This window comes from Amycolatopsis orientalis DSM 43388, from assembly GCF_000411975.1.
Lineage (GTDB): Bacteria > Actinomycetota > Actinomycetes > Mycobacteriales > Pseudonocardiaceae > Amycolatopsis > Amycolatopsis orientalis_D.
Genome location: NZ_ASXG01000083.1, coordinates 1 through 13,472, shown reverse-complemented (window position 1 = coordinate 13,472; position 13,472 = coordinate 1). Strand labels below are relative to the sequence as shown.

At 70.5% G+C, this 13,472-nt stretch carries 13 protein-coding genes and 1 other RNA gene; 6 read left to right on the top strand and 8 right to left on the bottom strand.

Annotated elements, in window-relative coordinates; translation table 11 throughout:
- Positions 1-28 precede the first annotated feature (28 nt).
- A complete protein-coding gene (locus tag L942_RS16800) occupies positions 29-838 on the top strand; it encodes a spermidine synthase (RefSeq protein WP_037361317.1) in 810 nt (269 codons plus the stop codon).
- Positions 839-845: 7 nt separating this feature from the next.
- Here L942_RS16800 and ffs read toward each other — a convergent pair.
- The 4 genes from ffs to L942_RS16785 all read right to left on the bottom strand — a co-directional run bounded on the left by ffs (position 846) and on the right by L942_RS16785 (position 4,183).
- Positions 846-945, bottom strand: an RNA gene (ffs, locus tag L942_RS42510) — signal recognition particle sRNA small type.
- A gap of 5 nt (positions 946-950) precedes the next feature.
- On the bottom strand, positions 951-1,445 hold the full coding sequence (locus L942_RS16795; RefSeq protein ID WP_037361315.1) for a GTP-binding protein: 495 nt from the start codon (positions 1,443-1,445) through the stop codon (positions 951-953).
- A gap of 3 nt (positions 1,446-1,448) precedes the next feature.
- The gene (locus L942_RS16790; RefSeq protein WP_009084595.1) at positions 1,449-1,868 is read right to left on the bottom strand and encodes a roadblock/LC7 domain-containing protein; all 420 of its coding nucleotides are present in this window, start codon (positions 1,866-1,868) and stop codon (positions 1,449-1,451) included.
- On the bottom strand, positions 1,865-4,183 hold the full coding sequence (locus L942_RS16785; protein ID WP_037361313.1) for a sensor histidine kinase: 2,319 nt from the start codon (positions 4,181-4,183) through the stop codon (positions 1,865-1,867). The genes L942_RS16790 and L942_RS16785 overlap by 4 nt, the downstream gene beginning before the upstream one ends.
- A gap of 260 nt (positions 4,184-4,443) precedes the next feature.
- On the opposite strand from L942_RS16785, the gene L942_RS16780 reads away from it, so the two are divergent.
- Positions 4,444-5,349 (top strand): serine/threonine dehydratase, encoded by a 906-nt coding sequence (locus L942_RS16780; protein WP_106964920.1) that lies wholly within the window; start codon positions 4,444-4,446, stop codon positions 5,347-5,349.
- Here L942_RS16780 and L942_RS16775 read toward each other — a convergent pair.
- Genes L942_RS16775 through L942_RS16765 form a run of 3 tightly spaced genes read right to left on the bottom strand, consistent with a single transcriptional unit; the run spans position 5,336 to position 9,431 of the window.
- Positions 5,336-7,171: a glycosyltransferase family 39 protein gene (locus tag L942_RS16775; protein WP_051166047.1), complete on the bottom strand. Its 1,836-nt coding sequence runs from the start codon at positions 7,169-7,171 to the stop codon at positions 5,336-5,338. The two genes, L942_RS16780 and L942_RS16775, sit on opposite strands and share 14 nt — an antisense overlap.
- A gap of 45 nt (positions 7,172-7,216) precedes the next feature.
- A complete protein-coding gene (locus L942_RS16770; protein ID WP_037361308.1) occupies positions 7,217-8,704 on the bottom strand; it encodes a sensor histidine kinase in 1,488 nt (495 codons plus the stop codon).
- The gene (locus L942_RS16765; protein ID WP_009084604.1) at positions 8,679-9,431 is read right to left on the bottom strand and encodes a response regulator transcription factor; all 753 of its coding nucleotides are present in this window, start codon (positions 9,429-9,431) and stop codon (positions 8,679-8,681) included. The genes L942_RS16770 and L942_RS16765 overlap by 26 nt, the downstream gene beginning before the upstream one ends.
- A 170-nt stretch (positions 9,432-9,601) precedes the next feature.
- Between L942_RS16765 and L942_RS16760 the strand changes: the two genes are divergently transcribed.
- Entirely contained in the window at positions 9,602-10,171 is a 570-nt protein-coding gene (locus tag L942_RS16760) for a hypothetical protein (protein WP_037361306.1), read from the top strand.
- A 63-nt stretch (positions 10,172-10,234) separates the two neighbouring features.
- Entirely contained in the window at positions 10,235-10,429 is a 195-nt protein-coding gene (locus L942_RS16755; protein ID WP_037361438.1) for a hypothetical protein, read from the top strand.
- A 1-nt stretch (position 10,430) separates the two neighbouring features.
- Here L942_RS16755 and L942_RS16750 read toward each other — a convergent pair whose 3' ends face one another.
- Positions 10,431-10,877 carry a nitroreductase family deazaflavin-dependent oxidoreductase gene (locus L942_RS16750; RefSeq protein ID WP_037361303.1) on the bottom strand — a complete coding sequence of 149 codons (447 nt, stop codon included), beginning with the start codon at positions 10,875-10,877 and terminating at the stop codon, positions 10,431-10,433.
- A 125-nt stretch (positions 10,878-11,002) separates the two neighbouring features.
- Between L942_RS16750 and L942_RS16745 the strand changes: the two genes are divergently transcribed.
- Positions 11,003-11,683, top strand: coding sequence for a TetR/AcrR family transcriptional regulator (locus tag L942_RS16745; RefSeq protein ID WP_037361301.1), 681 nt, complete (start codon positions 11,003-11,005; stop codon positions 11,681-11,683).
- Positions 11,684-11,729: 46 nt separating this feature from the next.
- Positions 11,730-13,247 carry a 3-hydroxyacyl-CoA dehydrogenase gene (locus tag L942_RS16740; RefSeq protein ID WP_037361298.1) on the top strand — a complete coding sequence of 506 codons (1,518 nt, stop codon included), beginning with the start codon at positions 11,730-11,732 and terminating at the stop codon, positions 13,245-13,247.
- Positions 13,248-13,472 lie beyond the last annotated feature (225 nt).

Sequence of the window (13,472 nt, the reverse complement as noted above, 5' to 3'; positions counted from 1 at the left end):
TAGCGGCCCGCGACCGGGCACGTATCCGGTGCGGTTCGGGACCGCCGAGCTGCTGCGCGACGCCGACCGGCCGAACGCGTGGATGCTTTCGGTCGACGGGGTGGCGCAGTCCTACGTCGACCTGGACGACCCGACCAACCTGGAGTTCGACTACGTGCGCCGGCTCGGCGACCTGGTCGACTTCCTGCCGCCCGGCCCGCTCGACGCGCTGCACGTCGGCGGCGCGGGCTGTTCCCTGCCGCGCTACGTCGCCGCGACGCGGCCGGGTTCGCGGCAGCTGGTGTTCGACGCCGACGAGCCGCTGATCGACCTGGTCCGCGAGCAGCTCGACCTGCGCAGCGTCCCGAAACTGCGGGTACGGATCGAGGACGGCCGCGCGGGCGTGCGCAGCCGGCACGACGCGACGGCGGATGTGATCGTGCTCGACGCCTTCGAGCGCGCGACGCTGGCCAGCGGCTTGGCGACGGTCGAGTTCGTGACCGACGCGGCCCGCGTGCTGCGGCCGGGCGCGACGATGCTGGCGAACATCTCCGACGGCCCTGGCCTGCCGTTCGCGCGCCGGTTCCTCGCGACGCTGGCGGAGGTGTTTTCGCACGTCGTGTTGCTGGCCGAGCCGAGCGTGCTGCGCGGCCGCCGGTTCGGCAATCTCGTGCTGGCCGCTTCCCGGCTCGAACTGCCGACGGCGGAGCTCGCCCGGCGCGCCGCGTCCTCGCCGTATCCGGCGCGGGTGGTGCACGGCGCTGAGCTACGGCAGCTTCGGGGGAAGGCCGCTCCGGTCTTCGACGGGGAAGCGCTGCCCTCGCCGACGCCGCCGGACGACGTCCTCGGACTCTTCTAGCGCATAAAAAAAGCGGGTTCCCCCCGTACCCGCCAGAGCCCGCTTATCCTTGCTGCCTTCCGGCCCTGGGGAAGTTCACAGGGTGGACGCCACGGGGGGTCCCCGCAGACGACTATAGCGGACTCGGTTGCCGCGCCCGCGCCCCCTCGGGCACCCCCGCCGCGACCAGGTCGAGCACCTCGCGCACGGACGCCGGGTCGCGGGCGTCGAACGGGTGCACCGGGACGCCGTCGCGCACGGTCAACGCCCAGCGCACGTCGGGCAGCGGCCGGGTGAGCAGGCCGTCGAAACAGTTCACCCCGACCACGAACGGCAGCCGCGTCCCCTCGACCGCGTCGAGCACCGGGTAGGCGTCCGCGATCCGCCGCGGGTCGACCACCACGAGCGCGGCGTCCGCGCCCCGCACGAGGTCCGGCCAGCGGAACCAGAACCGGGCCTGTCCCGGCGCGCCGAACAGGTAGCGGCGCCGCTCGCCCTCGCCGAGCCTGCCGAAGTCGAGCGCCGCGGTGGTGTCGCCGGCGTCGGTGCGCACCGGCGCGATCTCCGAAACGGCCTGCACCGCCGTCGTTTTCCCGGCTCCGGCCGGGCCAAGCACGAGAATCTTCACGGGTCAGGCGAACGCGGTGTTCTTCAACTCCTCGACCAGCGCGGGGGTGAGGACTTCGGACGCGCGGTTGGCGAACATCGCCATCTCGTAGGCGATCGTGCCGAGGCTGGCCTGCTTGTTGGCCAGTACGCCGAGCGAGCAGCCGATGCTGATGGTGCAGACCACCAGGTAGCCGCGTTCCAGTTCGACCACGACCTTGTCCGGATCGCCGAGCGGATGGCTTTCGGACACGCTCTGGGCCAGCGCGAGCATCGCCGAGCAGGTCGCCGCGAGCCGGTCGGCGTCCGCGCGGTCGAGATCCTGCGACGCGGCGATCAACAGCCCGTCCGCGGAGACCGCGAGCGCGGCGATCGCCCCCGCGGTGTGCAGCGCGAAGCGGTTGACCAGCCAGTTGAAGTTCTGCGCGGCGGCGGGAACGGTCATGATCCTCCTTGATCGGCCTGGCGAGCGGTGACTTGCTGTGCTTTCGCGACCCCGTCGGAAAACGAGTCGAAGGTGGCCCGCTCGGCGGCCGGATCGCGCAGTTCGCGGCGCGGCAACGGGGTGCGGACGAGCTGCGGCAGTTTGAGCCCGGGAGCCAGCTGGGCGCCGGGGACTCGGCGGAAGACACCGTCCCGGGATTCCGGGGGCACCACGGTGAACTGGTGCGTCGGCGACGGGTCCGCGACGTCCGGGGTGTTCTCAGTGGACTCTTCGGGTGCGTCGGGGAGTTCCAGAGTTCCGGTCAGGGAGGCGAATTCCGGCTCCGCCTCCGGCCATTCCGGAGCCTCTTCCGGCTTCGCTTCGCCGGCTTCGGGCTCCGGCGGATCGGCGAACCACCGGAACCCGGGCGGAGCCGGCGTGGACAGCGCGGCGATCGCGGGCGCGGGCAGCAGCACCGGCCGCGGGTCGGGCACCTGACCTGGCTCGAAAAGCCCCGGCCCGCGCCGGAAATCGACGTCGCGGGTGAACAACGCCTGCGGCACCGAAACCTTCGCCGTCACCCCACCGTCCGGAGTGGACTCCAGTTCGACGCGCAGCGAATGCCGCCGCGCGAGCCGCCCGACGACAGCCAGGCCGAGCTGCTGCCCCGACGCCGCCTCGACCGGTTCGGCGAGCCGGTGGTTCTCCTGCGCCAGCCGCTCCACGGAAAGCCCGACGCCGTGATCGGCGATGCGCACGAGCAGGTCGCCGGAGGCCTCGAACTCCGTCGAAATCTCCACCAGCGACTCCGGCGGCGAGAACGCGGCGGCGTTTTCCAGCAGTTCGGCGAACAACAGCACCAGGTCGATGCCTAGCGACGGCGCGAGCAGCGCCTCGGCCGGCTCGCCCATCCGGATGCGGGATTCGTCGTCGATCTCCGCGGCGGCCGACCGCAGCGCGGTGGCCAGTTCGATCGGGCCGCCGACCCGCGATTCGTCCCGATTTCCGGTCACCACAAGCAGATTGTCGGCGGTGCGGCGCAGCCGGAGGGCGGCGTGCCCCACTCGATGCAGCCCGGCGAGCACCACCGGATCGTCGGCGCCGCGCGTCAGCTCCTCCACCGCGGTGCGCTGACCGGCGACCAGGTTCTGCGTCCGCTTGGCCGCCCCGACCAGCAACTGAACTCCCGCGCGGCGCGCGTTCGCCTGCTCGGTCACCGCTTCCACCGCCGTGGTGCGGAGCCGGTTGAACGCATCGGCCAGCTCAGCCAGTTCGCCGCCGGTGCCCGCTTCGAGAGCGGGCAGCACCGGTTGCGGCGAATCCGTTCCCGGCTCCGCGGCCTGAACCAATTCAGCCGCGGCCAGGTCGGCGGTCGAGCGGGCTTGGCTGCCCAGCCGGCGCAGCGGCCGGGCAATGGATCGCGCGGCCAGCACGGACAACGCGGCAACCAGTCCGAAAAGGACAATCGCGGCACCGCCGACGAGGAACGCCGTCCGGGTCGCGCTGGACGCTTTCGCGGAAGCAGCATCGGCGAGCGCGCCGGTGAGCCGGGTTTCCATCGCATCGCGCTGATCCGCGAGCTGGGTACCGGCAGTGACCACATCGGACACAAACTGCCGGTCTTGCCGGGGTGCCGCGGCCAGCCGGTCGAGCTGCTGGGCCGTCGCCCCGGCCTCGACCGCGGCGACCTGTGCCGCGTCCGCGTTCCCGGCCAGCCGGGCGAACTGTTCTCCGTAGACCGCAGCACGCTGACCCGCGCGGTCGGCTCCGGTGGACGCGAGCAAGGCGGTCGTGCGGGCCGCCCGCTGCTCGTCCGCGCGCAGCAACGCGTCGAGCGCCCGGGCATCAGCACTGTCCGAAGTGGCCAATCCCAGCGCGTCGATCACGCCGACGGACGTGGAATCGTAGCCAGTGGACACATCAGCTACGGAAATCTGACGATTGAGCGCGTTCTGCCGCAGTTTCGACAGTGCGCCACCCGGACTGGCCAGGCTGTCCACGACCCCGTGCGCGGCGCGGTCCACCGCCTCCTGCTGCCGGACGAGCGCCGAATTCGTGGCCGACGGATCCGCGACGAACGCGGCCGTGAGCAGGCTTTCCCGCTGCAACTGCCCGACCAGGCCGCCCACCCGCTGCGCCCGGGCCGCGACGTCCGAAGCGGTCGCCGCGCTCGAAGCAGCGGTGACCTGGGAAAACACCAGTGGAATCGCCGCCGCGGCGGCCAGCGCCAGCGGAGCCACGACCAGCACGGTCGCTCGCGCCCGCACAGTGCGGATCCCGAGGCGGTCGAGCAGCCGCGCAGCGGATTCCGGCGACCGGGCCGAGCCGTCGCGCATCCACGTCACCTTCCGTTCCCGAGGAGTCCCGACGAGACCGAGGCGTGAAGTGCACCGAACGGGGACACCCGCAGGACGCTACTACTCTCGGTAGTACTCGTCGCGGTACGCACATGGTCGGACACCCCACGTCTGCGCAGAGCTTAGCGAGATCCGCAAGAGATGGACAATGCCCCTCTTCCCCGTGTCGCGCCCTGACACGCTGCGGTTTTCCCGCCGAGCGGCACGCACCGGAACGCGCCGGGAGGAGAATGACCGATATGCGCACCGCACCTGTCCCCGCTGACGTCGCCGCTGCCCACCTCCGCCTTCGACCACACGTCCGGTGGACACCGCTGTTACGCACCGAAATCGACGGTCGTCCGCTCGTATTCAAACTGGAGCACCTCCAGCGGTCCGGCTCGTTCAAGCTGCGCGGCGCGGTAAACGCCCTGCTCAACGGCCCCAAGCCGAAGCGCGTGGTCACCGCGTCCGGGGGCAACCACGGTCTCGGAGTCGCGACCGCCGCGCAGACGCTGGGGGTTCCCGCGGTCGTCTACGTGCCGGAGTCTGTCCCCGAGGCGAAGGCAGCCGGCATCGAAGCGGCTGGCGCGAAGCTCATCCGGCACGGCGCGACGTACGGCGAAGCCGCGGCAGCCGCGCTGGCGGTCGCCGAGGACCCCGGCACCCGCTACCTGCACGCGTACGAGGACGCCGATGTGATCGCCGGGCAAGGAACCGTGACAGCGGAAATCGTCGCCGACGCACCGGACGTCGACGCCATCGCCGTCGCGGTGGGCGGCGGCGGGCTGGCGTCCGGCGCGACGCTGGCCGCGGACGGACGTCAGGTGTTCGCGGTGGAGCCGGAGCGCTGCCAGGCACTGCACGCCGCCCTCGCCGCGGGCGCGCCGGTGGACGTCACTATCGACTCGGTCGCCGCTTCCGCGCTCGGCGCCACCCGCGTCGGCGAGCTGGCGTTCGGCATCCTCGACTCGCCGTCCGTCACGTCGGTACTCGTGTCCGACGCCGAACTCCTCGCCGCGCGCGACCTGCTGTGGCGCGACTTCCGGCTCGTCGTCGAACCAGCCGCCGCGGCTCCGCTGGCCGCTTGGCTGGCTGGACGCGTCCCGGCCGAGCTGCCGTGTTTTGTCTTGTGCGGAGCCAATACCTCAGTCACTTTTGCGTGAGGTCGTACACCGTCGCGCCGCCGAACGTGGTGGAGCGGAAATGCTGCTCGACCCAGGTGGTGATCGCTGCCGAGGTTCCGCGGTCGCCACCGCGGCCTCCGGGGCCTCCTGGGCCTCCTGGGCCACCGGGGCCGAAGCGGCCGTTGCGCGCGCCGACCACGAAGTAGTGGATCTCGCCGTTCGCCACGTATTGCTGGAACTGGGCGAGCGTCGGCGCGGGGTCGCTGCCGCTGAACCCGCCGACCGCGAGCACTGGCTTGCCGCTGTTCAACGCCAGCCCGGCGGCCTGCATCGCGCCGGTTTCCGCGGCGGCCCACTTCGTCGTGGTGGTCTCCAGCAACCGGTTCAGTTCCACATTGGACTGTTGCGGTCCGCCGAAGCTGCTGCGGCCCTTGTGCTGGCTTGGCGGCCCGGACGCCGGACTCCCTCCGGTGTGCGCGGTCGACGCCGTCGCCACGGCGAAAGACGCCATGCCCAGCATGGCCGCCACCAGCGCCAGCACCGCGACGGCTCGACGCGCCGTGCCGATCAACAGCCCGACCACGCCCAGGACGCCGAGCACCAGGACGGTGTATCGGACCCACGGTTGCCAGTTCGGGGTCCGAGACAGCAGCACGAAGCTCCAAGCGACGGTCGCCGCCAGCATCACCGCGAGCACCGCCCGCGGAGCGAAGTAGGCGCGGCCGCGCCACAGCTCAGTCGCGGAAATCGCGACCGTGGCGGCGATTCCAGGAGCGAGCGCGACCGTGTAGTACGGATGGATGATGCCGCTCATATAGCTGAACACCAGCGCGCTGATCACCGTCCAGGCACCCCACAACAGCAGCGCCGCCCGAGTCCGGTCGATACGCGGCGCGGGCCGGGTGAACCACAATCCGGCGACGAGTCCGAGCAACGCCGCCGGCAACAGCCACGACGCCTCGCCGCCGAATTGCTCGGTGAACAAGCGAGTCAAGCCCGCCTGGCCGCCGAAACCGTGCCCGGCACCGGAAAACTCCGGCAGTTTCGGTCGCGCGTCCCCGCCGTGCGACTGCCCGAAGATCCGGCCGAGCCCGTTGTACCCGAAGGCCAGTTCCAGCACGCTGTTGTTCGTCGACCCGCTGATGTACGGCCGATCCGACACCGGCCACAACGCCACCGCGAGCACCCACCAGCCCGCGGAAACCACCACCGCTCCGGCGGCCGCGAGCAACTGCCACACCCGCCGTCCCCACGAAGTCGGGGCAGCGACCGCGTAGGCGAGCACGAAGGCGGGCAACACCAGAAACGCCTGCAGCATCTTGTCGAGGAACCCGAAGCCGATCGCGACGCCCGCCAGCAACAGCCACTTCGTGCCGGCGTTTTCCAGCGCCCGCACCAGGAAATACCCGCCAAGGACGAGCAGCAGCACCAGGAACGCGTCCGGATTGTTGAAGCGGAACATCAACGCGGCCACCGGCGTGAGCGCGAGCAAGGCCCCGGCGAGCAACCCGGCGACAGGCCCGGAAAGCCGCCGCACCGCCAGATACAGGAGGCCGACCGAGGCCACGCCCGCCAGCGCGTCCGGCACCAGCATGCTCCAGCTGGAAAACCCGAAGACCCGCCCGGACAATCCCATCACCCACAGGGAAAGCGGCGGTTTGTCGACGGTGACCACATTGCCCGGGTCCAGCGAACCGAAGAACCACGCTTTCCAGTCCCACGTACCCGCTTGCACGGCCATCGCGTAGAAATCGTTGCCCCATCCGGAAATCGCGACGTTGATGAGATACAACGCGGCGGTGCCGAGCAGCAGCACCGCGACCGAGGGGCGCACCCAGCGCGGCGCGACGACAGTCGTCATGCCCGCCATTCTCACGGCCCGGGCTGTGCGCGGGCTGTGAATTCCTCACGAAGGAGTGTTGCCACCGTCACGCAATTGCGGGAACGAAGCCACGAATTCCGTTCGTCCCGGAGCGCTGGTGACCATCACCCGTCCGGAATGCGCGGCCACCACCGCGGCGACAATCGCCAGGCCCAGTCCGGTGCTCCCGGCAGCCCGCGAACGGGAATTGTCGCCGCGGGCGAACCGCTCGAACACCTCGGGCAGGATGTCCTGCGGAATTCCCGGCCCATCGTCCACAACGGACAAAGTCACCCATCCGTCGCGAGTGGACAGTGCGGTGGTCACCGTGGTGCCCGCGGGAGTGTGCGTCCGGGCGTTGCCGAGGAGGTTCAGCACCACCTGGTGCAGTTGCCCGGAATCGCCCAGCACCGCGATCGGTTCGCCGGGGAGCTCCAGCAGCCACTTGTGGTCCGGACCGGCGACGTGCGAATCGGCGACCGCATCCGCGACCAGGCGGGACAAATCGACCGGCTCGTGCACCACCGGACGTCCGGAGTCGAGCCGGGCGAGCAGCAGCAGATCTTCCACCAGCGTCGTCATCCGCGCCGATTCGGACTCCACCCGGCTCATCGCGAACGCGATGTCCGGCGGCACCTGTTCGCTGCCGCGCCGGGTCAGTTCGGCGTACCCGCGGATCGCGGCGAGCGGCGTGCGCAGCTCGTGGCTGGCGTCCGCGACGAACTGCCGGACCCGGCTTTCACTGGCGTGCCGGGCGTTGAGCGCCTCGGCGATGTGGCCGAGCATCCGGTTGATCGCCGAGCCGACCTTGCCGACCTCGGTGCGCGGGTCAGTGTCCACTTCGGGCACTCGCTCGGACAGCGCGACCTCGCCGCGGTCCAACGGCAGCTCGGACACCCGGGAAGCGGTGGCGGCGAGCCGGTCCAGCGGGGCCATCGTGCGCCGGATCGTGACCGCACCGGCGAATCCGGCGACGAGAATGCCGCCGAGCGCCACGCCGCCGAAGATGAATCCCAGCCGCCACAACGTTTCCGTGACCCGGTCCATCGGCAGCCCGATCACGGTGAATTCGCCGCGCGGCGAATACGTCGCGACCACCCGGTACTTGCCGAGATTCCCGGGAAGATCGACCGTGCGGCGCTGGCCGTTCGGCGCGAGCACGAGCAGGAGCCGGTCTTGTTCCGGCGTCAGCGGAACGAGACCGAGCGGGCCGATCACCTGTCCGTTGACCGTTCCGTCGTGCACGACCAGGCTGAGCGTCCCCTCGGGCTGGCCGAGCACGCGCAGCGGGTCCGGCGGCAGTTTCCCGGTACCGGTGATGGGCGGCCGCGGAACGCCGTGGCGGAACCCGCGATCGCTAGCCGCCGCCAGCTGCCCATCGAGCTGTCCGACGAGAAAGCTGTTCAACGCGAATTCGGTGACCACGCCGACCACCAGGCAGACCAGCGCGAGCAGCGCCGCCAGCTGCACGATCAGCCGGCGGCGCAGGGACCACGGACGACGGCGGTCAGCCCGCGGCAGGTTTGAGGACATACCCGGCGCCGCGCATGGTGTGGATCATCGGTTCCCGATCGGCGTCGATTTTCTTGCGGAGGTAGGAAATGTACAGCTCGACGATATTGGCCTGGCCGCCGAAATCGTAGCTCCACACGCGGTCGAGGATCTGCGCCTTCGACAGCACCCGGCGCGGATTGCGCATCAGGTACCGCAGCAGTTCGAACTCGGTCGCGGTGAGCGGCACCAGGTCGCCGCCGCGGTGCACCTCGCGGCTGTCCTCGTCGAGCGTCAGATCGCCGACCACCAGCTGCGATCCGGTCGCCCCGGACACGCCGCCGGCCCGGCGCAGCAGCGCGCGCAACCGCAGCGCCACTTCTTCCAGGCTGAACGGTTTGGTCACGTAGTCGTCGCCGCCCGCGGTGAGCCCGGCGATCCGGTCCTCCACCGCGTCTTTCGCGGTGAGGAAAAGAACCGGCAGATACGGCGTTTCGGCGCGCATCCGGCGCAACACCTCGAGGCCGTCGAAATCGGGCAGCATCACGTCGAGCACCACGGCGTCCGGCCGGAAATCGCGGCCGATGCGCACCGCCTCGGCGCCGGTGCCCGCGCTGCGCACCTCCCAGCCCTCCATCCGCAGGGCCATGGACACGAGTTCGGCCAGCGTCGACTCGTCGTCGACGACCAGCACGCGGACCGGGCTGCCGTCCGCGCGCCGCAGTTCGGCCTTGCCCCGGCCGGCAGAAGCGGCGTTCACACTGCTCATGGTGCCATCTTCGGGCCCCGTCTTCAGGTCGAGCTGTGCCCTGGCTGTGTGTTTCCTGTGCAGCGCTCCCCGGCCGAGGTGCACAGGTGTCCCCCACGTCCGGCACAGCTTCCGCACAGCGGCCGCCCCGACGCTCGGGAAGGACAAGCTCGAACGTTCCGGAGGAGACCATGACGACCGATCCAGCACAGGGCGCGACCTGGGGAGAGCAGCCTGCTCCCGCATCCGGCGGCAGCGGCCCGGGGAAGGCGTGGTCGGGACGGAAAACCGCGATCGCGGCGGGCGTCGCCGTGGTGATCGCGGTGGGCGGCGGACTGGCGATCTGGGCCGGCACCAGCGGCGGCGACGCGACCGCGCAGCAGGGTCCGGGCGGATTCGGCGGACCGGGCGGACCCGGCGGGCAGGGCGGTTTCGCCGGCCGGGGCGGGATGGGCGGAATGGCCGCGCTGCGGGAAGCGCTGCACGGCGATTTCGTGGTGGCGGATCCGGCCGGCGGGTACGTGACCGAACGCCTGCAGACCGGGACGATCACCGAACTCAGCGCCACCTCGGTGACCCTGACCAGCAAGGACGGCTACAAGCAGACCTACACGCTGGATTCGTCCACGCAGAAGACCGGCTCCCCGAAGTCCGGCGACAACGTCACCGTGGTCGCGAAGGTCCAGGGCACCACGGCCACCGCGACCTCGCTCGGCGAAGCACAGCAGTTCGGCAACGGACAGCCTCGCCGCCGCGGGTAGCGCGCGGGGAAGGGAACCTTGAGAGACTTCCTCGAGGTTCCCTTCCCGAGCGAGGAGATGGTCGTGAAGCGGTGGATCACGCTGGCGTGCGGGGTGGTGCTGGTGCTCGTCGGCGCGGTGTGGGTGCTGCAGGGCGCCGGCGTGCTGACCGGCAGTTTCATGACCGGCCAAAAGCTCTGGTTCCTGATCGGGCTGGTCGCGTTCCTGGTCGGCGTGGTTCTCGTCGCGGCCACCACGTTCCGCGGCCGCACACGCTGATTCACCGGGGGAAGACCTCGAACACCGGGTAGCCCGGCGCGATCTCCAGCAGCTTCTCCTCCGGGGCCTTCGCGTCGACGCCCTCGAAGAACGTGCCGACCTCGAACGCCCAGCGCTTGAGGTACGAGCGCAGGATGGCGGGCTTCTCCTCGTCCGGCAGCTCGCGGTAGGTGAACGTCTCGGTGCGGCGTCCGACCGTCAGCTGCCCTTCGCCCGCCGCACGCAGGTTCCGCACCCACTGGGTCTCGCCGCGCGCGGCCACCAGGTACTGCTTGCCCTCGAACGGCAGCAGGTTCACCGGCACCTCGCGCAGCTCGCCGGACTTGCGGCCGCGGACGCCCAGCACCCGGCTGCCCCACACGCTGAGGCCGCGCTTGGTGAGCCAGCGGACGCAGCCGTTGAACGCCGCCGTCGCCTTGCCCGGTTCGAGGTAACGAGTGCTGGCCATGGGATCCTCCTCAGTTCCGAGAGCGGTGCTCTCTGTTGTGAACAGTGAACACCCGCAGCCTGTCTCGAGTCAAGAGCAGTGCTCTCGGTTTTGCGCAGCGCTCTCTTCCCAGGCACACTGAGCGCATGACTGCCGCCCCCCGAACCGCCCGCGAGCGGGTCCGCGCCGAGCTGACCCGGGAGATCAAGGACGAAGCCCGCCGCCAGCTGGCCGAGGTCGGCGCGCACGGGCTTTCCCTGCGCGCGGTCGCCCGGGAGCTGGGGATGGTGTCGTCGGCGCTGTACCGGTACTTCCCGAGCCGCGATCACCTGCTCACCGCGCTGATCGTCGACGCGTACAACGCGATCGGCGAGGCCGCCGAACGAGCCGATCCGCACACCGCCGACCCGCGCGAACGGTGGCGAGCCATCTGGCGCGCGACCCGCGAATGGGCCCGCGCGAACCCGCACGAATACGCGCTCATCTACGGCTCGCCGATCCCCGGTTACCAAGCTCCGCAGGACACCGTCGGCCCCGCCGGGCGAGTGGCCTTCGCGCTGGTCGCGGTGCTGCGCGACGCACATCCGCACGAGCCGGCGGTCACCGCGCCGATGTCGGACGAGCTGCGCGCACAGGCCGGCCAGCTAGCCAAGATCCTCGAGATCGACGCGCCGGCCGAGGTCGTGATGCGTGCGATCGCCGCCTGGACCCAGCTGTTCGGCGCGCTCAGCTTCGAGCTGTTCGGCCAGTACGTCGGCAGCGTCGATCCGGCGGACGCGTACTTCGAGCACCTCGTCGGGCAGATGGCGGACTTCGTCGGGCTGTAGTCCGGGGTAAGTTCGCCGTGGCGCCAGAGTGAAAGGTGGGTTCGACGTGACGGGATGGGCCGGGCGGGTCGACAGGATCCGGGTGATCGGCACCGGGGTGATGGGACGAGGCATCGTCCAGCTCGCCGCGACCGGCGGCGTCACCGTGGAACTCGCGGACGTGCAGCCGGAAGCGGTCACCGCGGCGATCGACCACGTCAGCGCGATGGTCGACCGGCTGGTCGCCAAGGAGAAGCTGACCGAGGAGGCCGGCCGCGCGGCGAAGGAACGCCTCGTCCCGGTCGACGGCCCGCTCGCTCCCGCCGAGGGCGTGGATCTGGTGATCGAAGCCGTCCGCGAAGACCTCGAAACGAAGCGGACCCTCTTCGCCGGACTGGAAAAGATCTGCGGACCGGACACGATCTTCGCGACCAACACCAGCTCGCTGTCCGTCACCGAAATCGCCGCCGGCCTCACCGATCCGACGCGGATGGTCGGCCTGCACTTCTTCAACCCAGTGCCGCTGATGCGCCTGGTCGAGGTGGTCCCCGGCGCGCGCACCGCCGACTGGCTGCCGAGCGAAGCCCTCGAACTCGTCCGCGGCTGGGGCCACGAACCCGTGCTGGCGAAGGACGCCCCCGGGTTCCTCGTCAACCACGCCGGCCGCGGCCTGAACACCGAAGCCCTGCAGATCCTTTCCGAGTCTCTCGCCGAGCCCGCCGAAGTCGACCGCATCGCCCGCGACGTCCTCGGCCTCAAACTAGGCCCGTTCGAACTGCTGGACCTGACCGGTTTGGACGTCTCGCACGCGGTCTTGGAAAGCATCTGGAGCGGTTTCCACAGCGAGCCGCGCCTGCGGCCGTCGTGGCTCACCCGCCCCCGCGTCGCCGCCGGTCTCTTCGGCCGCAAAACCGGCGAAGGCTTCTACCGCTATGTCGACGGAAAGCAAGAACTCCCTCCCGAGCCCAGCGCCCCGCCCGCCCCGACCATGCCGGTCTACGCCGCCGACGAACGCCTGGGCCGCCTCCTCTCCGCGGCAGGCATCGACGTAGTCCCAGACGCCTACCCCGACACCGTTCTTCTGGTGACCCTGCGCGGAGAGTCCACTGTGGAAGCTGCGCGACAACTGGAACTGCCCGCCGCACGCGTCGTCGGCGTCGATGCGTTGGGCTACGAATCACGCTTCACGATGTCCGTCCACCCAGGACTGGACCCGCACTACGGCCGCGCCGCCTGGGGTGCCCTGGCCGCCACCGGAACCCCGGTAACGGTCGTCCGCGACGGTGCCGCCCCCATCGCCCAACGCCTGCTGGCCTCGATCATCAACACGGCTTGCTACATCGCCGACCAAGGCCTCGCCGCCCCCGCCGACATCGACACCGCAGTCCGCCTAGGCCTGGGCTACCCCCGAGGCCCCCTGGAATGGGGCGACCTGATCGGACCGGAAAAAGCCCTCCGCATCCTGAACGGCCTGCACCGAGCCACCGGCGATCCGCGCTACCGCCCGGCCAGTTGGCTGACCGAACGCGTAGCCCTGGGCTTGCCCCTAACCTCCACCGGCACCCGCCCAGCGGACCTGACCTGACTTCCCTCGGCGGCAAGGACCTACCCGGCTGAAGCCTCCCTCGCCCCCCGCCGATGGTCCGTGAGGGCCACCTTCACGGACCCTGATTCCCTGTTGTGTCTCGGTTGATCTGTCGCAGGGTTGTCTCGGTTGTTGTGTCTCATGTTAGGCGGCTGGGGTGAGGGTGGGGTCTGCCCAGGCTTCGGTTGACACCGGAGCTGACTGTTTCTCAGGCCGCTGCTGCGG

What these genes read in the sequence shown, in the direction of transcription:
- L942_RS16790 (WP_009084595.1), bottom strand. Translation starts at nt 1,868, where the DNA reads ATGACCGTTCCCGCCGCCGCGCAGAACTTCAACTGGCTGGTCAACCGC.
- L942_RS16785 (WP_037361313.1), bottom strand. Translation starts at nt 4,183, where the DNA reads ATGCGCGACGGCTCGGCCCGGTCGCCGGAATCCGCTGCGCGGCTGCTC.
- L942_RS16780 (WP_106964920.1), top strand. Translation starts at nt 4,444, where the DNA reads ATGCGCACCGCACCTGTCCCCGCTGACGTCGCCGCTGCCCACCTCCGC.
- L942_RS16775 (WP_051166047.1), bottom strand. Translation starts at nt 7,171, where the DNA reads ATGACGACTGTCGTCGCGCCGCGCTGGGTGCGCCCCTCGGTCGCGGTG.
- L942_RS16770 (WP_037361308.1), bottom strand. Translation starts at nt 8,704, where the DNA reads ATGTCCTCAAACCTGCCGCGGGCTGACCGCCGTCGTCCGTGGTCCCTG.
- L942_RS16765 (WP_009084604.1), bottom strand. Translation starts at nt 9,431, where the DNA reads ATGAGCAGTGTGAACGCCGCTTCTGCCGGCCGGGGCAAGGCCGAACTG.
- L942_RS16760 (WP_037361306.1), top strand. Translation starts at nt 9,602, where the DNA reads ATGACGACCGATCCAGCACAGGGCGCGACCTGGGGAGAGCAGCCTGCT.
- L942_RS16750 (WP_037361303.1), bottom strand. Translation starts at nt 10,877, where the DNA reads ATGGCCAGCACTCGTTACCTCGAACCGGGCAAGGCGACGGCGGCGTTC.
- L942_RS16745 (WP_037361301.1), top strand. Translation starts at nt 11,003, where the DNA reads ATGACTGCCGCCCCCCGAACCGCCCGCGAGCGGGTCCGCGCCGAGCTG.